This window comes from Bacillus sp. ISL-77, from assembly GCF_018613105.1.
In genome coordinates this window covers 1-23,369 of sequence record NZ_JAGGQY010000073.1, presented here as the reverse complement: position 1 = coordinate 23,369, position 23,369 = coordinate 1, and the positions used below count along the sequence as shown (strand labels likewise).

22 protein-coding genes are annotated in these 23,369 nt (G+C 39.0%); 3 read left to right on the top strand and 19 right to left on the bottom strand.

All coding sequences use genetic code 11. From position 1 onward, the window contains the following. The first annotated feature begins 434 nt into the window (after nt 1-434). Both J7E77_RS25565 and J7E77_RS25560 read left to right on the top strand, forming a co-directional pair. Nucleotides 435-572, top strand: a complete 138-nt coding sequence (locus J7E77_RS25565; protein WP_214717761.1) for a hypothetical protein — start codon at nt 435-437, stop codon at nt 570-572. 576 nt (nt 573-1,148) lie between these two features. After that, nucleotides 1,149-1,340, top strand: a complete 192-nt coding sequence (locus tag J7E77_RS25560) for a Spo0E family sporulation regulatory protein-aspartic acid phosphatase (protein ID WP_214717759.1) — start codon at nt 1,149-1,151, stop codon at nt 1,338-1,340. A 251-nt stretch (nt 1,341-1,591) separates the two neighbouring features. On the opposite strand, the gene J7E77_RS25555 is transcribed toward J7E77_RS25560, so the two are convergent. The 17 genes from J7E77_RS25555 to J7E77_RS25475 all read right to left on the bottom strand — a co-directional run bounded on the left by J7E77_RS25555 (nt 1,592) and on the right by J7E77_RS25475 (nt 18,899). Beyond that, nucleotides 1,592-2,779: a DedA family protein gene (locus J7E77_RS25555; protein ID WP_251028183.1), complete on the bottom strand. Its 1,188-nt coding sequence runs from the start codon at nt 2,777-2,779 to the stop codon at nt 1,592-1,594. A 208-nt stretch (nt 2,780-2,987) separates the two neighbouring features. Then, entirely contained in the window at nt 2,988-3,479 is a 492-nt protein-coding gene (gene pssA, locus J7E77_RS25550) for a CDP-diacylglycerol--serine O-phosphatidyltransferase (RefSeq protein ID WP_214717757.1), read from the bottom strand. A gap of 264 nt (nt 3,480-3,743) precedes the next feature. Further along, nucleotides 3,744-4,541, bottom strand: coding sequence for an EcsC family protein (locus J7E77_RS25545; RefSeq protein ID WP_214717755.1), 798 nt, complete (start codon nt 4,539-4,541; stop codon nt 3,744-3,746). Between the two features lie 343 nt (nt 4,542-4,884). Continuing rightward, complete coding sequence (locus tag J7E77_RS25540; RefSeq protein ID WP_214717754.1) at nt 4,885-5,409, bottom strand: type 1 glutamine amidotransferase domain-containing protein; 525 nt, start codon at nt 5,407-5,409, stop codon at nt 4,885-4,887. Between the two features lie 30 nt (nt 5,410-5,439). Continuing rightward, on the bottom strand, nt 5,440-6,297 hold the full coding sequence (locus J7E77_RS25535) for a MurR/RpiR family transcriptional regulator (protein WP_214717753.1): 858 nt from the start codon (nt 6,295-6,297) through the stop codon (nt 5,440-5,442). Nucleotides 6,298-6,354: 57 nt separating this feature from the next. Continuing rightward, the gene (locus J7E77_RS25530; RefSeq protein WP_214717752.1) at nt 6,355-7,536 is read right to left on the bottom strand and encodes an ADP-dependent glucokinase/phosphofructokinase; all 1,182 of its coding nucleotides are present in this window, start codon (nt 7,534-7,536) and stop codon (nt 6,355-6,357) included. Beyond that, entirely contained in the window at nt 7,533-8,357 is an 825-nt protein-coding gene (locus J7E77_RS25525; RefSeq protein WP_214717751.1) for a carbohydrate ABC transporter permease, read from the bottom strand. Before J7E77_RS25525 ends, J7E77_RS25530 begins: the two co-directional genes overlap by 4 nt. 1 nt (nt 8,358) lies before the next feature. Continuing rightward, the gene (locus tag J7E77_RS25520) at nt 8,359-9,327 is read right to left on the bottom strand and encodes a carbohydrate ABC transporter permease (protein WP_251026471.1); all 969 of its coding nucleotides are present in this window, start codon (nt 9,325-9,327) and stop codon (nt 8,359-8,361) included. A 62-nt stretch (nt 9,328-9,389) separates the two neighbouring features. Beyond that, nucleotides 9,390-10,679, bottom strand: coding sequence for an ABC transporter substrate-binding protein (locus J7E77_RS25515; RefSeq protein ID WP_214717750.1), 1,290 nt, complete (start codon nt 10,677-10,679; stop codon nt 9,390-9,392). Nucleotides 10,680-10,901: 222 nt separating this feature from the next. Next, on the bottom strand, nt 10,902-11,438 hold the full coding sequence (locus J7E77_RS25510) for a D-lyxose/D-mannose family sugar isomerase (RefSeq protein WP_214717749.1): 537 nt from the start codon (nt 11,436-11,438) through the stop codon (nt 10,902-10,904). Nucleotides 11,439-11,533: 95 nt separating this feature from the next. Continuing rightward, nucleotides 11,534-12,448: a ketose-bisphosphate aldolase gene (locus J7E77_RS25505; protein ID WP_214717741.1), complete on the bottom strand. Its 915-nt coding sequence runs from the start codon at nt 12,446-12,448 to the stop codon at nt 11,534-11,536. Between the two features lie 571 nt (nt 12,449-13,019). After that, nucleotides 13,020-13,283: a hypothetical protein gene (locus J7E77_RS25500; protein WP_214717739.1), complete on the bottom strand. Its 264-nt coding sequence runs from the start codon at nt 13,281-13,283 to the stop codon at nt 13,020-13,022. A 7-nt stretch (nt 13,284-13,290) separates the two neighbouring features. Next, the gene (gene sdaAA / locus J7E77_RS25495) at nt 13,291-14,190 is read right to left on the bottom strand and encodes an L-serine ammonia-lyase, iron-sulfur-dependent, subunit alpha (protein ID WP_214717737.1); all 900 of its coding nucleotides are present in this window, start codon (nt 14,188-14,190) and stop codon (nt 13,291-13,293) included. Nucleotides 14,191-14,245: 55 nt separating this feature from the next. Continuing rightward, nucleotides 14,246-14,905 carry an L-serine ammonia-lyase, iron-sulfur-dependent subunit beta gene (gene sdaAB / locus J7E77_RS25490; protein WP_214717736.1) on the bottom strand — a complete coding sequence of 220 codons (660 nt, stop codon included), beginning with the start codon at nt 14,903-14,905 and terminating at the stop codon, nt 14,246-14,248. Between the two features lie 176 nt (nt 14,906-15,081). Then, entirely contained in the window at nt 15,082-16,479 is a 1,398-nt protein-coding gene (locus J7E77_RS25485) for an amino acid permease (RefSeq protein WP_214717734.1), read from the bottom strand. A 167-nt stretch (nt 16,480-16,646) separates the two neighbouring features. Continuing rightward, nucleotides 16,647-17,627, bottom strand: coding sequence for an L-threonine 3-dehydrogenase (locus J7E77_RS25480; RefSeq protein ID WP_214717732.1), 981 nt, complete (start codon nt 17,625-17,627; stop codon nt 16,647-16,649). A gap of 81 nt (nt 17,628-17,708) precedes the next feature. After that, nucleotides 17,709-18,899, bottom strand: coding sequence for a glycine C-acetyltransferase (locus J7E77_RS25475; RefSeq protein ID WP_214717730.1), 1,191 nt, complete (start codon nt 18,897-18,899; stop codon nt 17,709-17,711). 711 nt (nt 18,900-19,610) lie between these two features. Here J7E77_RS25475 and J7E77_RS25470 point away from each other — a divergent pair. Then, nucleotides 19,611-21,017 (top strand): LysM peptidoglycan-binding domain-containing protein, encoded by a 1,407-nt coding sequence (locus J7E77_RS25470; RefSeq protein ID WP_214717728.1) that lies wholly within the window; start codon nt 19,611-19,613, stop codon nt 21,015-21,017. A gap of 150 nt (nt 21,018-21,167) precedes the next feature. On the opposite strand, the gene J7E77_RS25465 is transcribed toward J7E77_RS25470, so the two are convergent. Both J7E77_RS25465 and J7E77_RS25460 read right to left on the bottom strand, forming a co-directional pair. Next, a complete protein-coding gene (locus J7E77_RS25465; RefSeq protein ID WP_214717726.1) occupies nt 21,168-21,575 on the bottom strand; it encodes an NUDIX hydrolase in 408 nt (135 codons plus the stop codon). Between the two features lie 688 nt (nt 21,576-22,263). Then, nucleotides 22,264-23,139: an ROK family protein gene (locus J7E77_RS25460; RefSeq protein WP_214717724.1), complete on the bottom strand. Its 876-nt coding sequence runs from the start codon at nt 23,137-23,139 to the stop codon at nt 22,264-22,266. Between the last annotated feature and the right edge of the window lie 230 nt (nt 23,140-23,369).

Here is a 23,369-nt window from a genome sequence, read left to right as displayed (position 1 = left end):
CATCCCCATGCCTGGAAAACCGCCCATTCCCATTCCTGGAAATGACATCATACCTTGTGAACCTAATGTCATGTTTTCACCTACTTTCTTTTGCATACTATGCTAAAAGAAAATATGGGAGCTTATTTTACCTATAAATTAGGCGAATTACCCACCGATTCTTATGTAAAAAACTAAAGGGATGCCTGCCAATGAAGCTGCTGAGCCATGGATATGACAAAGTGAACCCCCTCTTATTCACATAAGGTCGTGTACACCAATCCAAGGATCACATTTATAGACTAGAATAAGAATTTACCCATCAGCATCCATAAATTCACTACCTAAAATTCACTTTCCATCTTTTAAAAATTATAGTATAATATCATTTTGAAAAAACAGATAAACATCAGGAATTTAGTGAATTTTTATAATGGCATAAAGGAGTAAAATAGATGTCAAAAAATTACTGGCTCACCACAGAGGAAATGCTGGAAAAGAAAAAGCGCAAAAAGAACCTTACTTATAGTTTTATAGCCATAGGAACTGTTCTACTAAGCGCATTTGTAACAATCCTAGCAAACGGTATCTAACGATCTAGTAGGCAGAGCCCAATGTTATTTAACCTATAATTCCCATAAATAGGTTTGAATTTAACTTTTTTAATAAAATCTAAACGGTTTATTCATAGTTTGTTCATGATTAAGTAGTACGATTAATACATGAAGAGGACAACATTTAACTTTTTCTTTTTCATGACCCCCTTTTAATATATTTTGTTGATCCGGCATCTTGCCGGATATTTTTTTGTTAAGAAACTTTAACCATACCTCATCTAATTTATTTTTAATCTTTAAAATATTTTTATTTTAATTTTGATGTTATTACAATATAACTTGTTCGCAGTTAATCGTAATCCGATAATTTCCGTATATGTTTATTTTCAAGCGGTTAGAAATTGCTATTGGAGAACACTTGATATACCAATATTATTTACCTTTTTTCAAATATTTTTACTATTTCATTCCCTGTTCACACGAAAAATCCATTATGTTACTATCAGAATGGGATTGGAATCGTATTATCATTAGAAGACGAAGAATAAGGAATCAAGTCATCATGCCTTCCAAACCATTGTTGGAAAAAAATATTATTTTACGAGGTGTATGATGGAAGCAATCGAATCTGCTCAAATTGAAAACATGGAACTTTTACAGGAAATAGTTACTCTTAAAACGAAACTAAGCGAAATATATAATCAAATAGGCCCAAGCAGTTCCGAATACATTACACTTTCAATCAGACTTAATTTACTTATGAATAAATACTTTGAGGAAAAAACCGTAAATCTAATGAACTAGAAATGGCATGAAACAAACAAAAACCCCCTTATCTACAACTAGGTAAGGGGGTTTTTATCTGTTGAAATAAATCAACAGCCATGGAAATTAAAAAAGATGAAAAAAAATGATTTATAACCTTTATTTAACCATCATGACTTTAAATGTATTCATTTTCATTTTTATTTTTTTCCAATACAATTCGTATCATTTCAAAAAACAAGAAGTTAAAAAATACCCAGACACAGCCATAAACATAGCCCCCAACAATATCACTCGGGAGTATTTCGGTGGATGCAATATTCGCTATGGTTAACCCCATTAATAAAACTAAAGTAAATAAAAGGCCAAATACTGGCGTAATAGTCTTTTTTGGATGACGGACAAGTAAAAATATGCATGTCCCCATAAATAATGATTGTTAAAGTGGAACTAATATCTGGAAAATTATCTGAGTGTAATTTTCCTACAAACCCTAATGATTGAAGATAGGAAAAAATCTGCTTGATGGATTCATGAAACAACCTAGCTCCTAAAATTGATACGATAAGAAGAAGATACTCTAGCATCCTGTTCTTCCCTTTTCTCCAAATACGGATGGTGGTTATGCCGATAATTGCACCAATTGCATATGGAGATTGAAATAATAGAAACCCTTTTATCCAACTCATATAAATAGCAGACTTAACCATATATTCAGCTAGTTCATTAAACTGAGTAAACTCATTAAATAAATAGTCTTGAGCCATTCCCAGCATCAAGGTCACCATACCAATTAAAACTAAAGTGAGAAAAATAAGAAAGATCTCTGTTTTTCTTATGGTTTTTAGTCGATTAATTAACCATGTTGACAAACTAATAAAAAATGTTTTAATTTGATTTTTATTAAATCGATAGACCAAATATCCTGCTAGAAATACGGCTATAACAATAATAAAAATTAGAAAATATTTACTTGCTGCATGATGGAAAGCCCCCCAGCGAGGTCCCAAAACTTTTCCTAATGTAATAAAACAGAATCCCCATAAAAATGAACCGATATATGCAGGGATCAAAAATTTTCGAAATGGCATTCTAGAAATCCCCGAAATATAACCAGTAAAATGCCTAATCCCTGGAATGAAATAGGCAAAGACCAGCAATTTACTACCTGAACGTTCAAACCAAGCAGATATTTTTTTATATCTTTCTGGTCCTAGGTGAATATATTTCCCGTATTTTTCGATAAGTTTATAGCCCCCTGCCTTTCCAATCCAATAGGTTACAGTAATTCCTGCACCTCCTGAAACAAAGACTGTCATGAGAGCCAAAAGATAATTCATTTTTCCCTGAAATACAAAATACCCGGCGTAGCTCATTAGAAATTCGCCTGAAATAGGTAGGGCCATAAGTTCTAAAAAGATTCCTAAAAATAGAATCAGATAACTGTGCTGTTCAAATAAAGTGATTAAGTATGACATATAAATGCCTCCGTTATTTATAAAAACACTAAAATAAATAATCCATCAACTCTAGTTCTAAATACAATGTAGCACGATAAATGATTTCATTTTCCATCTTAATGAATTATTAATCTTGTATTAAGAGAACAAAAAGGATAATGGATAAAATAAAAAAGCTATTGCCTTTATGAAAAGGTTACTAGCTTTTTTACATTGGATAATAAAATTAAAGTTTTTTAACCCTAATTGGACTCACCATTAAGAGAGCAAGGATTAAAGTGATCCATGCATTGCTATATAAAAATAATCCCATACCAGCCAATGGCAATCCCGCAGCTGGAATAGGTAATCCTTTAAAATACCCAATGGTTGGTTTAACACTAAATTTAGCTAATCTTAATGCCCCCATCGTCGGGAAAAGGATAAATGCCAATGAAGTTAAAATGGATGGCGCTGCTATCGAATGAAATAGAAGTGCAGGAGCAACTCCGAAGCTTACAATATCAGCTAAAGAATCTAATTCTACGCCAAATTCACTATTCACTTTTAATTTTCTCGCAATTCTTCCGTCAAGAAGATCTAAAACAGCCGATAAGAAAATAAAAATGGAGGCTAGTTCAAAAAAGCCACTCATATTAGAGGTAATTGAAAGAACACCGCACAATAAATTTCCAATCGTAAATAAATTAGGTATAGCCTTTACCATATGATTAAACAAGGTAGCCCCCCTAACGATGACCAATCTTCCCCATTTAAGTAGCATTTTCTATATATTCCTCCGTTATTCTTAAAAACAAGTTTTAAAATGAAAAAACTTTTCTCCCTGCACAAAATTTTTATCTTAACTGAGCCTTTTTATCTAAAAATGACAAATAGCACCGCATTTTGCGGTGCTATTGTCAGTTTTACGATTAGAAAAGTAAATCCCTTCAAAAAATACTGTCTCTTTTACTAACAAACTTACTCCCAATCAAGATGGAAACTATTTCTGTTCCAATCTCTCAAGAATCCTTCTTTTCCGATAAAGCATAATCCCAGTCTCCGCTAGGTCATTAATCATTGACCTGTTTGTAAATGCACCAAAAATCATCCCAGCAATAGGGACCATTTGAAACAGCTTCTTCCACCCAAACTGGTCTCTGTATGTATAAACAACCTCGCGCCAGCCTTGCAGCTGCGACATCATTTCACCTGAACCGCTCCCCTGTTGATAATAGCTGGAAAGCTCATTCAAAATCGCACGTTTGCCGACAATATCGGCTGAGGAAAACTGCAGGCATTTAATTATAAAAATTCGTTCGCTTTTTTCATTAGGATCATAACCGTGGATGATCGCAATTTCCTGCAGTGTTTTTAATGAAATGCCCATTAAAGCCGGGACATCGATCGCAAGGGTAAAAATCCCGCCGATTCCGGTGCTCGCTCCTTGGATCGTCGCAAACTTCTTTCGTTGACCGGTCAGCTCTTCGCTTATCTTATTCATGGCATTTAAAGGGATCTCCTTGATATCAGCTATTTGGTTAATCGGCTTACCTGTCTCTTTTCCAATTTTACCAAATAGTTTATCTTCTTTAATTAAATAGCTGCCGCCGGTCTGAATATAGTTACCGACCTCTTCTAGTAATTTCCCCACTTTATTGTGGATGAATTGAGGAGTGATTTTATCGAGAATCTTAAATGGCAGTCGTCCCAGGCGATCCCAAATCCACAAATCGCTTTGGCCATTTTCCCACTTCTCAATAACAGTTAGCTCTTTCAATAATTCATCTCTTGTTTCCATGTATTTTGAGTCACCCTCGTTTGTTTATTTTCTACAAAATTACCCTTATTCTCATTAATAAAACATACGTATGATAAATGGAAAGGTTTCATGGTTTGTGGTTTGGTCGGTCGAGGTATAAATCTCTTCCCATTAGAAAAATCCAATATTTCCGCGAAAAAAATCAATTAGCAAAGTTATTCTGCCCGTAATCATAGAAAAAACAATCCGTGGTAACGATTAGAGGTTAATCGTTACCGTGACCTCAGAAAAAAGGAGAATGTCTGACCCTATGATCGGGGCATGACAAGGCACGGAATCAAAAAAAGACAGCGAGTTATTGCTCGCTATCTCCCTTCCATGACTATTTCTTTTCTAAGACATTAATAAATTCGCGTAGATAGTCAGGCAGATCCGGTGGACGACGACTGGACACAAGGTGACCGTCCGTCACAACGGGTTCGTCATACCAGATCGCGCCTGCATTTTCCATATCATCTTTGATCCCTGGAGTACTGGTTACTTTTTTTCCATCAAGGATTTTTGCAGAAACTAGTACCCAGCCTGCGTGGCAGATTTGTCCGATTGGCTTTTCATCCGCATTCATCTGCTGAAGCAGAGAAAGAACTTCCGGGAAGCGTCGGATTTTATCTGGTGCCCATCCTCCTGGAACTAAGATTGCATCATAGTCTTTAGCGCTAACCTCACCATAGGCAAAATCAGAGATCGCAGGTACGCCATATTTACCAATATATTTTTCCTTTGCTTTTTCTCCGGCAAGATGGACGACTGCCCCCTCTTCCTGAAGTCTGAGAATCGGGTACCATAACTCTAAATCTTCAAAATCATTATGAACGAGACTTATTACTTTCTTTCCTTCTAATCGCATGGGTTCATGTTCCTTTCAAATTAGGTAGTATTAATGCTTGTAATCGGATAAAGCTTGCTCGCGGTCGCTGATGGATTGAAACGATTTATCAAAGTTTATTCTTGATAATAGTAAAAACAGCGTATCAATCACTGAAATGGCTGGCACTCTAGTAAAGCTAAATTCTTTAAAGAACAATTTCTCATTCGTAATACTTATTAACTGAATATCCGCTAATTGCGAAAGCGGGGATTTAATATGGTTCGTAATACAAATCGTGATTGCCTTTCTTTTTTTGGCAATTTCAAAGATATCAAGCAATAATTTTGAGTCCCCTGAGTTTGAGATGCCAATAACTACGTCTTTTTCTGTCAATGAATGGGCAAGTGAAACCTGCATTTCTGGCGTGCTATTAACAATCGAGCGAATTCCAATTTGATTAAATTTATAGGCACCATCGAGTGCTGCTGGAAGCGAATTACCTGCCGCCACAAATTGAACTAGGCTGCATCCACTAATTACATCCAGGCACTTTTGTACTGCGCCCGGGTCTAGAAATGAGGCAGTTTGTTTGAGTTCATCAATTTTGTAGGCAAAAATATTACGAATCGATTCTGCGATATTATTTAATTGAATCGTCGGAGAATGGGTGGTATTTTCCGGATTCGTGATTTCTCTTGCCAGTTGAATTTTAAAATGGTGAAATCCTTTAAGTCCAATCCTTTTGCAAAATCTAACAATCGTCGCTTCACTTACATTACATTTCTCAGACAGTTCGGCCACATTCATATCAATCACAATAAAATACTCTTTAATCACATATTCTGCAACCTTTTTTTCCGCATCATGCAAGGTTGGATATAAACTTTTTACCGTATTTAATAAATTATTTTCTTTAACGGAGGTCATACTACCATTCATCCTTTAACATTTTCATTTTTTTCAAACCATCTTTTCATCCATTATTTATAAACGTAGTTTACTCAACGGCAGGAATTCTACTGGTGCTTCCGCTAATAATCCAGCTGTAAATGTATCCCCTAAGCCAATCGTACTAACGGTTTCTCCCCTATAGGCTGGAATGATGGTGATATCTTTTTGGCCTTTTGTTAATTTCTGCAACTTTTCTCCTCTTGGGTGAAGACCTGATCGTAACGATACTTGTTTCATCGTCTCTTGATTACAAATTTTCCCCTTTACCGCTCGCGAAAACGCTAACAAGTTACCATTTTCTAACGCTTTCCTCCAGAGAGAGGTATCATATAGATCCGATTTAATTAATGAGAATTGTTTGGTATGCAAAATAAAATTAGCAACACTTAGATACTCACAGGCATCGTTAATGGTTTTTAATAAATCAGCATCGTCATAACTTAATAGAGGTTTGTTCCCTCCAATTAATTCCTGATATTCATCTTCATTGACACCGATACTATCAACATAGCCTCCAAGGGTTCGAATAATCTTCCACTGTTCAGCCATTGACCAGATCGAAGCGAGTTCAAGGTGGATTTTAGGTTTCCTAGGTCCTAATGACGCCAATATAGAAACGGTATTCTGTAAAAACAAGTCAATGTCTTCGCTTCGATCAAAGGCATTATATCCAGAGATCAACAACCAGCTAATATCATCTTGATTGATTTCCAGACGTTCCAGAAATCTTTTCGCGATAATATCAGCCGAAAATTCATCCTGCTTTCGGAAAATGATTCGGTTGGAAGAATCTCCATACTCATATTCTACTATATAATGCTTCGGCACATCCCCTTCAAGATCTGATAAAAGGATCAACTCCTGATGTTCCGAAACCAAATCTGACAACTCTTTGGATTGGATTGGAATATTTACCAGTGCCCTATACCCTGCACAACTTGCTGCACAACCTGCTTGCAAGCCGGTTCCACCGATTGCCTTCGTCCAATTTAACTTTTTTTCTAAACGGGCAAGAATTTCCCGATTCGACACGATATATTCGGCTCCGCTGCCTCTCTTGATATTCCAGTCAATCACCGTACAAAACTCATCCCACGTGTCAATAACGGACTTTGGAGTTTTGTCGGCATTTCCTCTGATTTCATTGTAAAACTCTGGTGTGATTTTTGCTAATAAATCTATATTGGCTGTAAATCCAGTGGCAATGGTTGTCATCCTTTCACCGCTCCTCCCATGATGCCTTTTGTAAGTTTTTTCTCAAAAATCAACACAAGGATGATTAACGGCAAGGTTACAAGAATAGATGTTGCTGCTGTATCTCCCCAAGGGACAAAGAACATTTGCGGCAACATAGCAATGCCAACAGGAATGGTCTGGGCATCAATATTATTGGTAAACGTAATCGCAAATAAAAATTCGTTCCATGATGAGATAAACACTAACAATCCAGCAGTAACCAGGCCTGGAGCCATTAACGGCAGACACACCTGCCAGTACGTTCGAAAGTATCCGCACCCATCCATATACGCTGCCTCTTCAATTTCATAAGGGATATTCCTGAAAAATCCGTACAGCAGTAACACACTTAATGGCAGTCCAAACAGCATATACGATAGAACTAATCCCGCATGCGTGTTATATAATTCCAATTGTTTAATGAGATTATAAAGAGGGGTCACCACCGCGATTTGTGGAAACATCGACGTCGATAGAAATAAAAGTAAAATAAACCCCTTCCCTTTAATCGGCAATCTAGCTAGTGAATAGGCAGCCAAACTTCCCAGGAACAAGCAAAGCAGTGTCACTACGACAGCAATGACCGAACTATTCAAGATGTATTTATAAAAATCGGTATTTTGAAAGATATTTTGATAATGAAGCCAGGTGACTTCGTTTGGAAATATTGGCGGCAAGGATGATAAATCTTTGTCCATTTTTAAAGAAGTAACGATCTGCCAAAAGAAAGGTGCTACTTGAAACACGACGATGAAAGACGCAAGTATGACAATGGTAGATCGCTTGAGCATTCCTTTCATCTTACTTTCCTCCTTCAATTTTTTTGGATGATTGATTCATAAAGAATAGGAGAACCATCGCTAAGATGAAAACAGATACCGCCATTAACGACGACATCGCTGCACCATAACTCACCTGAGCTGCGGAGAAGGTGGTCTTATAGGCGTACGAAGAAAGCACTTCGGTCGAATTCGCCGGTCCGCCTCCCGTTAACACAAAAATCAAATCAAATACACGGAAAGCGTCTAATGATCTTAGTAAAACAGCAATCATAATAGAAGGAATTAATAATGGAAACGTAATATGAAAGAATTGCTTCCATTTATTCGCACCATCAATGTCTGCCGCTTCATATAAACTTGATGATATTCCTTGTAAACCAGCTAATATGATTAACGCCATAAATGGAGTTGTTTTCCAAACATCTGAAAAAATCGCAGCTGACATAGCTGTCGAGGTTTCTCCAAGCCAATTAATATTGGCATCAATGATTCCGACCTTCATTAATAAGAAATTTAAAATCCCATACTCCGCATTAAAAATCCATTCCCACATCCTGGCCGAAACAACAGTTGGAATCGCCCATGGAATTAATACACAGGCTCGCACCAAACCTCTTCCCTTAAAATTTTTATTAAGGACCAAGGCAATGAAAAGACCGAATATCGTCTCCAACAAAACAGAAAATGCGGTAAAAACCCACGTGTTTTTATAAGCCACTTTGAACCAAATATCACTTAACAAATTCCGGTAATTCTCCAGTCCCACAAAACTGGAACCTTGCTTAGTAAAGGAAACATCGAAAAAGCTTAAATAGATGGTTTGAATCAAAGGATAAATACCGACGATACAAAGAATCAATAGAGATGGCAGTAAAAATAAATAACCGATCATCATGGGTTTATTGAATATCTTTTTGACATTCTTTTTTCTTGCTAGTAATAAATGGGCATTGGTGCTCCCAATGACCTGCTTTTCTACTTTTTCCATAATCCATTCACCTCTTATACGTTTAAGGCACAAACGATACTAAGTTTGTGCCTTCAGAAAATTTATTGATTCGTAATCTTTTTCAACTCATTATCGATCTGTTTTGCCGCATTTTTTTCTTTGATCATGCCGGAAAGAACACCCGAGATATTCGATTGAAGGACTAACGACAATTTAGGGTAATCAGGGCTAACAGGACGGGCAGTCGTACCTTGGAATACTTTGTCTAAGCCGGTTAAGAACGGGTTTTTCTTTTGTAATTCGCTGTCCTTTAAGACATTTGGTCTTGTTGGGCTGAAGGCAAGTTCCTTTGCATAGTACAATTGACTTTCTTCACTAGATAAGAATTGTGCAAATTTGACAGCTGCTTCTTTCTTTTTAGAGCTCTTAGAAACCATGAATTGATATCCGCCCATAGTAGAAGCACTGCTTTTTCCATCAAAGGAAGGAAGTGGAGCAACACCAACTTTATCAACCACTTTCGATTGCTTTGGATCTTGTGCAACACTCCAAACATAGGACCAGTTTCTGTGGAAAATGGCATTTCCATCTGTGAAAACGGTACGGCTTGGTTCTTCGTCAAACGTCAACACGGACTTAGGAGAAATCTTATCGTCTGTCATCTTTTTCATAAACTCTAGTGTTTTCAAAAATTCTGGGCTGCTTGCAGCTGATTTTCCATTGCTATCTAGAATGGATCCTCCTGCACTCCCTAAGAATTCTACAAAGTCACAGACAAGAACTTCTGCTTGCTTGCCTTGCCATACAAATTGGTTTAGCTTGTCATTATTTTCTTTGCTTTTGATTTCCTCAGACGTTTTAATCAGTTCATCCCAAGTGGTCGGAACAGGCTTGTTATATTTCTCCAAAAGATCCTTGCGGTAATAAAGCATCCCGCCATCTACATACCATGGCATCGCAGATAATTTACCATCATAAGTTAGTGCATCAATAACACCAGGATAGTACTCATCCTTGTTTACATATTGATCCATCGGCTCTGTCCATCCTGCTGCTGCAAACTCTGGTACCCAGACAACGTCTCCAGTAAAGACATCAATATCACTTTGGCCAGATTGGAAGGCAGTTACTAAGTATTGATGAATTTCTGTGCTTTTTGCAGGAGCTGGCATTTGCGTTAATTTAACTTTAATATCTGGATTTTCCGCCTCAAATTTCTTAATCAACTCGCTCCAAGAATCCACACCGAATGTTTTAATTGCCGCGAAATTAATAGTCGTTACATTACTATCATTCTCTTTACCATTACTACCTGTCGATGACTGATTGGAACTACAGGCTGACAAAATGACCATCATACATACTAAGAAAAGAACGAAAAGCCTTCTCATGGTTTCCCTCCATAAATATATAAATTTGGTTTATGTTTTGTAACATACCTGCATGAAGGCAGGTGTTCCTACCTTTGTTCTAAGTAAATGATAGATTAATTGCAAAAGGTATGAATACGCTTACAAGTATTATGAAAATAAATTTCTCTTCAATTTCACCTATTTTTTTTGTTAAAAGATAGGAGAAGAACAGGACGAAAACTATTCTTCTCCTCGTTGCCATTATTCTTGAACGCGTATGATTCGAGGATCTGTGAAAATATCAGATTCATCTTCACTATTTGAAGAAAACTCAGAAATGATTGCGCCTTCTTCAGCAGCCTGGAACCAATGTTTGGTGTTTTCGGGTATTGTATATTGCTCGCCTTCAAGGAGAACAATTTCATGGAAGACTGTATAGTATTTTCTATCAATTTCGGGAGGAGACGTGAGGGGTAGCTCAGTAGCCTCTCCTTCTACATATAAATATACAGTACCTTTCCGGCAGCGGAAGGTTTCCAACTTTCCAGGATTTCCATCTGCCCGAGGAGGATGCCGGTGTTCAGGACAAGTTTGATTCGGGAATAAAACCAATTCCTTCGCACAATACCGCTCGTTATTTACATACGTGATAAGTTGTAAGCCTGTTGTTTCAAGATCATTTAAGCCAAAATCCGCAATTTCAATGGATTCCTTCTCATCTGTAGTCAAAACAATCCCAGCTTTTGCAAACATATTTTCAACCATGGCATTATAATTTTTTAATTGAGGTATTTTCATATAAAGAAATTCCTTTCCTTTATATCTTTTATTTCATGCTGAAGGACAGAAGATGAAGGTTTATTAAGAAGAAATCTAGTTGGGATTACTATGAATTAATATCTGATGCCACTTACAACTGGTTCTGCTTTTTGGGCTGCTGGTTGCTGTTGATATAATTCAGCTTTTCCAACGGAATTGAAGAGGTGCATCTTATAGTTAATCACTTTTTTGGCTTCGTTAATGCATTCTGGGTAGATTACGTTTGGATCCCAGTATTCAGTCGTGCTTAAAATTTCACGTGCTTTTGTAAAATAGGCATACTTCATATCACTAGAAATATTTATTTTACTAACACCTAGTTGCACGGATTGGGAAATTTCATTGTCTGGGTTAGAAGAACCACCATGAAGGACTAATGGAATATCAACAAGTTCATTGATTTCTTTTAAAATATCCATTTGCAATTCTGGTTTGATATCCTTTGGATAAATACCATGCGCTGTACCAATTGCTACGGCCAGAGTATCAACACCTGTACGGGCAACAAAATCTTCAGCTTGTGCAGGATCTGTGTAAGTAACCTTTGTTACGCCGCCTTCTACTGAATTCCCCGTGCTTCCGATCGTCCCTAATTCCCCTTCTATCGATACCCCAACTGCATGTGCGATTTCGGTTGCTTTCTTCGTTAGTGCAACGTTTTCTTCATATGGGAGCAGGGATCCATCAATCATTACCGACGTAAAGCCGCAGCGAATTGCTCTCAGGATTTCTTCAATTGAACCGCCATGATCCAAATGGATGACAAATGGTACTCTACTTTCATAAACCCGATGCTTCACATAAGAGAAAAATTCGTCTGTCAAAAACTCTAATTCCGATGGATGGATGGCAATGATAGCTGGAGAATTCACTTTTTCCGCCTCTTCGACTACTGCACGTAAAAATGAACTATCACAAACATTAAACGCTCCCACCGCAAATTTATTTTCTTTAGCTACAGTAAGTAATTCTTTCATTGTTATCAACATATAAGAACACATCTCCTTTTTATTTAAAAGCATAAGTTTTAAACCCAAAAATGTAGACGCTTACTTTTAGTAGAAAATTTGTGCAGACATATTTTTCCATCTATGAATCTGGTGAAAATTTTTTTCCTCTAGTTGATTAATAATTCCCTCCCTTTCGTCAACCGGTTAATGATTTTCTTACTTTTTTTTGAAAAGCAGGGTTTTCTAAACTTTTACAGAATTAATAATAAAAAATAGTTTCTTCAAATCATGAAATAAAATTTCTTGTAATTTATTTTGAAGAAATTAAATTTCTTAAATTCAATATAAAGCCCTGCGTTTAATAAATCAAGTATTTTTTAAATTTTTTAATTATTTTTATTTGACTGAAAATTGTTTCCAGAGAATTTCAAGGGATAATTAGGTAAATTTCTTTCTCAAAAAGCCCATTAATAGGGAGCTAGAAGTAGAATTCACGCTGTGGTAATAAACATGCGGACCATCAGAAGTAAAAAAAGTAACCGCCCAATCCAGATGGATGGGCGGTTACTTTATTGCTTTTTATCGTTGAAATTGATTGTTGTGGTTGTCGTTAGTTCCCCAATGGTAAGGTAGGATCAATTACTTTCCAGAACTGGTCGGCAACAACTTGATAGCCTGCTAGACTTAGATGAATGTCAAATGGATTTGGAAGATACAATGGATAGTTTGATGCAATCACATTGTAAGTCGGTACATACGTATCGTGATTGGCTTTGGATAGCATGTCGATTTTACTATTAAACGCAAACATCAATGGCAGCAGCCCGGCCTGTTGCTCCGCAGGCAAATAAGGGAAGGTATTGTAATAACCCATGACATAGTTATACTAAATAATCAATCAGTTTTACTTTAGGCTGGCCAAAGATTTCCGCTTCTAGTCTACGTCCGGTCGGGGTAGCCGCTAGTCCGCCTTCGGCTGTTTCCCTTAAAGAAGCCGGCATTGACTGTCCAATTGCATACATGGCTCCAATGACTTCGTCACATGGAATCCTGCTGGTTATTCCGGCAAGGGCCATATCGGCTGCTGTCAAAGCATTCGATGCGCCCATTGCATTCCGTTTCACGCAAGGCACCTCAACGAGGCCGGCAACCGGGTCGCAAACAAGACCCAGCATATTTTTTAAGGTGATGGCCATCGCTTCTGCTGATTGCTTAGGCGTACCGCCGGCCATTTCAACGATTGCGGCTGCTGCCATACCTGAAGCCGAACCTACCTCTGCCTGGCAACCGCCTGCAGCCCCTGAGATGGACGCATTGTTTGCAACGACAAATCCAAACGCCGCTGCCGTAAATAAAAATTCAATCATTTCCTGCCTAGTTGGATTGAGTTTATTCTTAACCGCAAATAATGTACCCGGGACAACCCCGGCCGAACCAGCAGTTGGCGTGGCACAAATGATGCCCATTGCTGCATTGACTTCATTCGTGGCAACCGCCTTGCTCACCGCATCCAACAGCAATGTGCCCGATAGGGACTTTCCGCTCTGAATATAGTTTTGCAGCAATACTGCATCTCCGCCTGTGAGTCCTGTGCGTGATTTTACTCCATTTAAGCCCCGTTCGATAGCCCGTTCCATTACCGTCAGGTTCTGATCCATTTTGGCAATCACATCTTCACGGGAAAGGCCAGTAACTTCTATTTCCTGCCTAATCATAATTTCGGCTATTTTAACCTGTCGTTGTTCCGCCAGCGAAACAAGTTCAGCTACATTACGAAACATAGGATTTCCCCCTGCTGTCTTCTATTAATTTATGTTCGTGCCCGAAAACACCTACCTATACAACCATACGGATTACACTTATAACATTATCCAGCTTTTGCACCCCGTTGATCACCTGGTCATCTATCTTTTCATCGAACTCAATTACCATGATTGCCATGTCGCCTTTATCTCTCCTGGACACTTCCATATGACTGATGTTTATTTTATTTTGCGAAAGAATGGATGTTACAGAGCTGATTACTCCAAAACGGTCATTATGAATGACCAGTATTGCAGGGTCACCCGATAATTTTAGTTTGAACGAATTGATTTCAGTTATTTCAATGGTTCCTCCGCCAATGGAGATGCCGATAATCTCCAACTCTTTATCTTCATCAAAAAGATTAATCTTTACTGTGTTTGGATGTTCTGTAATGGCCTCTTCCTCTTGAAAGATGACCTCCATACCCAATTGTTCCGCTATATCCAATGTGTCGGGTATCCGCTCGTCAAACGTATCAAAATCCAATAAGCCCGCCACAAGAGCCAAGTCTGTTCCATGTCCTTTATACGTTTTTGCAAATGAGCCGTAAAGCGAGAGAACAGCCTTTTTCGGCTGGCCCTCGAATAGGGTTCGGGCAACGCGGCCAATCCGGACTGCACCAGCTGTATGTGAACTGGAAGGCCCAATCATAATCGGACCAATGATTTCAAATGCAGATCGATACTTCATTGTTTTCACCTGAGTTCTATAATTAAGATTCTCTACATAGATGTTCCGTTTGTTTTCTTAGCATGCAGCCAACAATAAATAGGGACAAATTATGAAAACTGTCCCTATTTATTGCTTCTTATATTAACAGCTTCCTTATACCCTTCCGTTTCTCCCACAATCAAACAGTCAGGAGTTTAGATCGCTTTCCTCTCTGTCAGATCCTCTTCTTGAAGTTCCGCAGGTACACGCTTGTTTATTCCGAAAGCATAAAAGCTGATTACCACAATAGCCAGGAACACAATACCCGCAATCAGCGATACACGAGTGTCCTCATTGAACCACATACCAATAAGCACCGCTACCAGATAGCCAATTGTCAGATAGTTAGTGACAGGCGCAAAAGGCATTTTGAATGGATGGGCGGCCATTTTTGCAGCATGGACTTTCCTGAACTTGATTTGGCTGATCAGAATGACAAACCAAGGAACCATCCCAGGAAGAACACTTGAAGCATAGACGTACACAAACAGTTTTTCCGGTGCAATATAACTTAAAACAACGCCAAAGCCAAGGCCGATCAGTACGCCAATTGTACCGAATAAAGGCACCCCGTTACTTGAAACCTTCGCAAATGCTTTTGGAGCTTGTCCATTGACTCCAAGAGTATAAAGCATGCGCCCTGCGCTGTAGATACCGCTGTTGCAGCCAGACAATGCAGCAGTGATAACCACAAAGTTAATGATTCCAGCTGCAGCTGTAATACCGATTTTTGCAAAAGTTGCTACGAACGGGCTTCCGATAGAAGTCAATTGATCCCAAGGATAAACTGTGACAATAACAAAAATTGCGCCAATATAGAAAACGAGGATACGCCAAATTGTACTTTGAATCGCGTTCCTTATTGTTTTCTGAGGATCTTTCGCTTCACCAGCTGTAATACCGATAAGCTCTACACCTTGATAAGCACCCACAACGAGTGATAGGGCAAAGAGGAACCCTTTAACTCCGCCAGTAAAGAAGCCGCCATTTTTCCAGAGGTTTGATAGGCCGATCGATTCTCCTCCGTTGCCAATGCCGAAGAAAATCAGGCCGAAACCTGCAATAATCATCAATACAATCGTAACTACTTTAATCAAAGCAAACCAAAATTCGAATTCACCAAATGATTTAACAGAAATAAAGTTTGCTGCCCCAAGGATAACCATTGCGATAAGGCCTGGAATCCACCCAGGAAGATCTGGATACCAATAATGCATATATGTGCCGATCGCGATAACTTCCGCCATGCCGACAACTACCCACTGGAACCAGTTACTCCAGGCAGTCATATATCCCGCTATTGGATGGATATACTTATAGCCAAATGTTGCGAATGAACCTGTACTTGGTTCCAAATAGAGCATTTCGCCCATGGCGCGCATAATCAAATATAGAAATATTCCTGTAATTGCATAAGCAAGCATTACGGATGGCCCCGTCCAGCCTATCGTGCTGGAAGACCCCATAAATAGACCTACACCAATCGTTCCGCCCAACGCAATCATCTGAATATGGCGTGAACTTAAACCCCTATTCAATTCCTTGTTTGCCATTTAAATTTCCCCCTCTTTATTGTCAAATTTCTAATATACTTGAAATAGTCCATCCGGAAAATACATTTGTCTTTTTTTCACAGATGAATTATAATAGTTTTTATAGAAGAGAGCGCTTTCCTTTACCCCAGATTTCATAAAATAGTTTTGGGAAAGGAAGGTAATAATTAATAGGCTAGTGCAAGCTCCCTAAAGGGAATGCCTAATTTCTCTGATAGGTTTTCCAACATATCTTTTGTCATACGGTCCAGGTTATAGTGAGGATTGAAATCCCATTCCTCGCGTGCAGCAGATACATCAAGGCTATTTGGCCATGAGTCTGCGATGCCTTGGCGTACAGGGTCAACATTGTATGAGATTTCGAATTCAGGAATGAATTTTCTAATGGATGCAGCAATTTGTTCCGGCTCAAAGCTCATGGCTGTGATGTTAAATGCATTGCGGTGCTTCAATCTTGAAGGATCAGCCTCCATCAATTGAATGATAGCATCGATAGCATCAGGCATATACATCATATCCATATAGGTTCCTTTGCCAATGAATGATACATATTTCTTATTCTTAAGTGCTTCATAGTAAATATCTACTGCGTAGTCGGTTGTTCCCCCGCCTGGAAGAGTCTTGTATGAAATCAGTCCAGGGAACCTTACTCCGCGTACGTCTACACCGTATTTAGTAAAATAGTAGTCGCAAAGCAATTCTCCGGATACCTTTGTGACGCCATACATAGTAGCTGGCCTTTGTACCGTATCCTGTGGTGTCATTTCTGCCGGTGTTCCTGGTCCGAAAGCAGCGATGGAGCTCGGTATAAAGAGTTTCAGGTTTAGCTCACGTGAAACTTCAAGGGCGTTCATCAGGCCTCCCATATTCAGGTCCCATGCGAATTTTGGTTTTGCTTCTCCTACTGCCGACAAAAGGGCTGCAAGATGCATGAGGGTATCAACTTCATATTTTTTGCAAAGGCCTAGCATTGCTTCGTAATCCATAACATCAAGTATTTCAAATGTACCATCCTCGATGACTGGATTGCCTTCGATATGGCGAATATCTGTTGCAACAACGTTTTCTGTTCCGTACATTACTCTGAGACGGTGTGTCAATTCCGAACCGATTTGGCCGAGACAGCCAGTAATAAGAATTTTTTTCATTTGACGGGACCTCCTGAGGTTTCTTTTACCATTATTTAACTGAAGCAAGAACACTGTTATCCTTGGTGAAATTGTAAACGTTTAAATAATAGACAATTCTTTACCTATTTTTCCATAGACTTCTAGAACCTCATCAAGCATTTCCTTGGTATGCGCAGCAGTAGGCATATTCCTAACCCTGCCTGTACCTCTAGGAACTGTTGGGAAGGTGATTGATTTTGCATAAACGCCTTCCTCCATCAGCCTGCGCGAAAATAATTGGGTCAGATCTTCTTTTCCTATGATGCATGGGGTAATTGGTGTTTCGGAATGTCCAATTTCGAAACCAAGGTTCTTTAAGCCTTCTTTTAGGTATCTTCCGTTTTCCCAAAGCTTTTCAACTTTTTCTGTCGATTCGGTCATGATATTGATAGCTTCGATACAGGCGGCAGCATCTCCCGGAGTCAATGAGGTTGAAAACAGGAATGGACGTGCACGGACTTTCAGCCAGTCAATCAGCTGCTCTGTACCTGCTACATATCCGCCTACGACGCCAATCGCTTTTGAAAGGGTCCCAATCTGTAAGTCAATTCGGTCTGAGAGGCCAAAATGCTTAACCGTACCAGCACCGTTACCCATTACACCAGAACCATGGGCATCATCTACATACGTGATTAACCCAAACTCATCAGCAATTTCGACGATTTCCGGAAGCTTTGCTACATCACCGTCCATTGAAAAAACTCCGTCTGTGATGTACATGACTTTTTCGTATAAACCGCTTTCAATTGTCTCTTTCGCTACTCGACGCAAATCGTCCATGTCCTGGTGCTTGACGCGAATAATTTTCGCTCCTGACAATCTGCACCCATCAATAATCGATGCATGGTTTAATTCATCCGAGAGAATTGCATCCTTCTTTGTCATCAGGGCTGAAATAGCACCCATGTTGCAATTGAACCCAGATTGGAAGGCAATGGAAGCTTCAGTATGCTTGAACTTGGCAATTGTTTTCTCTAATTCATTATGAATGGTCAATGTGCCATTGATTGTACGGACCGCACCGGCCCCTAACCCATACTCTTCGATTGCTTCATGCGCTTTTTGCTTCATTCTTTCATTATTGGCAAGGCCAAGATAGTTATTGGATGACATATTGATTAATGATTTGCCATTGATGGTAACTATAGGGCCGTTTGGTCCTTCTATAGTATCAATGACATTGTAGAGGCCGTTTTCCCGCAACTCGTTCAGTTGGGGTGTTAAGAAATCCGCTAAAACCTTTTTTGCCAAAATAATTCCTCCTTTTAAATTACCCTTCAGTTTCTTCACATAACACCTATTCGTTTTGTTTCATCGTGAATTTATTATTAAAAATTTGGAAACGGTTTCAAATGAGTGCAAAAAAACAATTACATCACGAAAATTACTCCCGAAATTTTTCAATCCTACTTTTGAACGCAAGATGTTATGCTATGGAATGGGAAGTGTAATAATAAGCTGGTTTAGTTGATCCCTCGATCAACCGTATTAGAAAAGCATAGATTCATATATTTCAGTGTAATTCTATAATTATGTTGAAAAACTGTCAATACTATTACAAAAAACTAATCATTCAGACTATATGTCCTGCTATTAAAGAGACCTAGATGAATAAAGGGTTTTATTTATAAGGTTAGAAATTACTGCTTTTATTTTCCAAAAGAATGTTTCCATGCTTTAATAATAGTCGAGTTATTCTAATCCATTTTTATCGATTTTTGTTCTGAAACTTAATCCAATTTATCGTCAATGCGATTTACTTGTTCATTTCGTTTCTTTGAGGATAATACAAAAACTACTATAGAATAATAATAATTGGATTTCACTTGTCCCCACTAATATTCGATGATTAGCTTTTTTACGAAAAAACCTAACTGTGCCCATAAATTTATATAGACAATTAACCCAATCCTTCTAACCCACATAAGTTACATTATTGAAGTGAAACAGGAGGAGAGGCAGATGGTGATCCATGTGGTCCGGAGCGGTGAAACGCTTTGGCAAATTGCTGCTCGCTACAAAGTAAATATGAATGGAATTGTTCAATCAAATGGGCTCCAAAACCCGAACCAGCTGTTAGTTGGCCAATCGCTTGTAATCCCAGTCCCCGGGACATCACACATCATTAGATCCGGTGATACATTGTGGTCAATTTCACAACAGTATGGGGTGGAAATTAACTCGATCATCCAGGCAAATCAACTCACAAATCCGTCTCTTTTATATCCAGGGACAAAACTAATTATCCCTCCACGGATACACGTGACTCAATCTGGGGAAACATTATGGCAAATCGCAAATCGTTACGGGGTGACAGTCCAAGCGATTATCGATGAAAATCAGATTCAAAATCCAAACCTCATTTATTCCGGTACAAGGTTAAGAATACCAATCAAGAAACCAACCATCGAAGTCAATGCCTATACCTATCAACCCGATCAAGCAGCGGCTGAAACGGTTAAGGAACTTAGCCATTTGCTCACGTATATCAGTCCTTTTGCTTACCTAATCAATGAAAATGGGGATCTCACTCCAGTTCATGATGAGTTAACCCTACAAGCTGCAAAAACAAGTAATGTCACACCGATGATGTCGATTACAAACTTTACTTCAACTGCAGCTGGCTCAAACGTGGCTCATACCCTTTTATCCAGTCCAGAATTACGTGAAAAGGTACTGACAAATATGCTTCGGATTATGGATGAAAAGGGATATAAAGGAGTAAACATCGATTTTGAAAATGTGTTACCGGCCGATCGCGAAAATTACAATCTATTCCTCCAACTAACCGTGGACCGTCTTCATCCGCGAGGATATTTTGTCTCAACGGCGGTTGCACCCAAGCAAAGTGCGACACAAGCGGGTCTGCTATATGAAGCACATGATTATGAAGCACATGGTAGGATTGTAGACTTTGTCGTACTGATGACCTATGAATGGGGATACAGGCTTGGACCGCCACAGGCGATCTCTCCTATCAACCAAATGAGACGTGTCGTGGAATACGCGCGGACCGTTATGCCGGCAGAAAAAATATTCTTAGGGTTCCAAATTTATGCCCGTGATTGGCTCCTTCCACATGTTAAAGGACAAGAAGCAGAAACATTTAGTACACAAGAAGCGATTGCGCGTGCGGTAAAATACGGGGCATCGATTCAATATGATGACACCACCCAATCACCATTTTTCCGTTACGTCGATGAAAAGGGCCGTGGCCATGAAGTTTGGTTTGAAGATGCCCGCAGCGCCCAAGCCAAGTTCGACTTGGCTAAGGAATTTAATCTCCGCGGAATTAGTTACTGGGCATTAGGCTATCCATATCCGTCGAACTGGACATTGTTAGCTGATAATTTCAATATAAAAAAATGAGTTTTTTGAACAATCAGTTCTAGCAGGGACTGATTGTTCGTAAGTGAATATTTCCGAGTTAGGGCTGATTACTGAAATATTCTCCAAAAAAAAAACCACCGTAACTCCTGTTCGTTCCATTCTTTTCACAACTAAAAAAAAGAAACTAATTCAACACTCCACATAAAAAGGATGAAGTTTTTCGTTTAAACAATACTCGATTCTTTGCCTGAAATTATTCCAAGTGACCATTTCCAATGCTTCTTCAACTGAAAAGAAACCTACTTCCAAACTTTCTGAGGAAGTGGTCAGCTCTCCCCCAGTTGGTATCCCCAAAAATAATGTACTACATATCGATTGGCTCACATTTTGATATACACCACAAAATTTAATCACATCAATATCTATTCCGCTTTCTTCTTTTGTTTCCCGGATTGCCGCCTCCTTCAATGATTCTCCTTCTTCAACCTGACCACCAGGCATTTCCCATCCCCTTCGTGGACCTTTAATTAATAAAATTTCCCCTTGCTCATTAAGTACAATAGTTGCAGCTGAAACAATATGTTTTGGAGTGGACATATCAGACCTCACATTAATATAGAATACCTAATTAATTCGCTGCCTTTTTCGTTTCACCTTCTTTCACATAACCGATCCATGAAATGACACACCTCGCCTATTTTCCCCAAATTCCCCTTTCAACCAATCGTTTGATTAAAAGTGTCTTCAACCCTTGATAAATAAGTATTCATACCTTCAAATTTATAAATTAATTGTTGAAAAACGGCCTAAAATTAGGAGATAAATAGCCTTTGAACAATTATTGTCTCTAAACGACAGCCAATCGACGTGATTCCACATCTGCTATACTAATCAAACGTTTGGTTGAAACAGCTGTAAGTACGGTTCTATAGGTATTTTCCCTGTAAAAGGTGAGTGGATATTGTCGAGATTCGCAAAATCATTCCGCAGGAAATAACCCACCTTCCCACAAAATCTGATGGGTTTCTCTTAAACTTCCATCATTCTATTAATTTCCCGCCTTTTCTCTACTACACAAACGTTTAATTAAAAGTGGTGTCACCTCTCTCCAGTCCTGACCTTCCCCCTCAAAATACCTGAAAAGAATGTAGAAAAATGGCTTCAGCATTTACTCACTCTCTATTTCAAGGCGTCCAGCCATTCTTCGTTAAGACCGGGAATCTATGAAAAAAATAAAAAGCGTAAAAGGCGATGACCTATTACGCTTTTTTAGCATGGTTTAAGTTTACTGATCAAGTCCGGCTTCAAGTAACGCTCGATGGGCAAGCAGAAGGGACCCCGTGATCCCGGCATTATCCCCTAGACCAGGACTCACAATATAGGTAGAAAGCTCCGGTAAGGTGATATAATCGTTCAATAATTCCGGCAGGTACTTATAGATAGACGTGAATACCTGCTTTTGGTTCATGACGCCGCCGCCAAGAATAATTTTTTTAGGAGAGAGAACCAGTATATATTGCATAAGTGCCTGTGCAATATAGTACCCTTCCATTTCCCATACTTCGGAACGCTCCACTAGATGGATTCCTTTTTCACCCCACCGTTCTTCAATCGCGGGTCCAGCCGCCAGACCTTCCAGGCAATCAGCGTGGTATGGGCATTTGCCTTTGTATTCATCATTCGGATGACGCCTTACAAGAATGTGACCCATTTCAGGATGTGACCAACCCTGCAAGAGTTCCCCCTGTACAATCGCACCTGCTCCAATGCCAGTCCCAACAGTGATGTAAAGGCAGCTATCCAGACCTTTTGCAGCACCCAGAACAGACTCACCCAATGCAGCAGCATTTACATCCGTATTGAATCCGACTGGAACGGAAAAAGCCTCTTTGAACGTGTCAACAAATGGGAAGTCCCTCCATGCTGTTTTCGGTGTCGTAGTAACCATCCCATAAGTTGGACTTTCCTGGTTCACATCAATCGGCCCGAACGAGCCAATTCCGATGGCTTGGATAGGATATTTTTTAAAAAATTCGATCACCCTAGGAATGGTCTCCTCAGGTACGGTAGTAGGAACCTGAAAACGCTCCAGAATCTTACCCGATTCATCCCCTACTGCACAAACAAATTTTGTTCCTCCTGCTTCAATAGCACCTAACATGTAAACTTCCTCCAATTGGCATTATTTAAAATGTCTTTTTGATATATTTAAAAATAGCACAAAATCGAAGAATGGAGAAACCCGCTAGAACAAAATTTATTCACCGAATAAGCTCATTTTATCGGCGAAAAAGCTCAAAAAACTATATTACTAAAATGAAATGAGCACCACACTAGCTGATAGTGTTTAGAACCTCTCTCTCTATGTTACCGGACTCTCCTTTTTTCTTC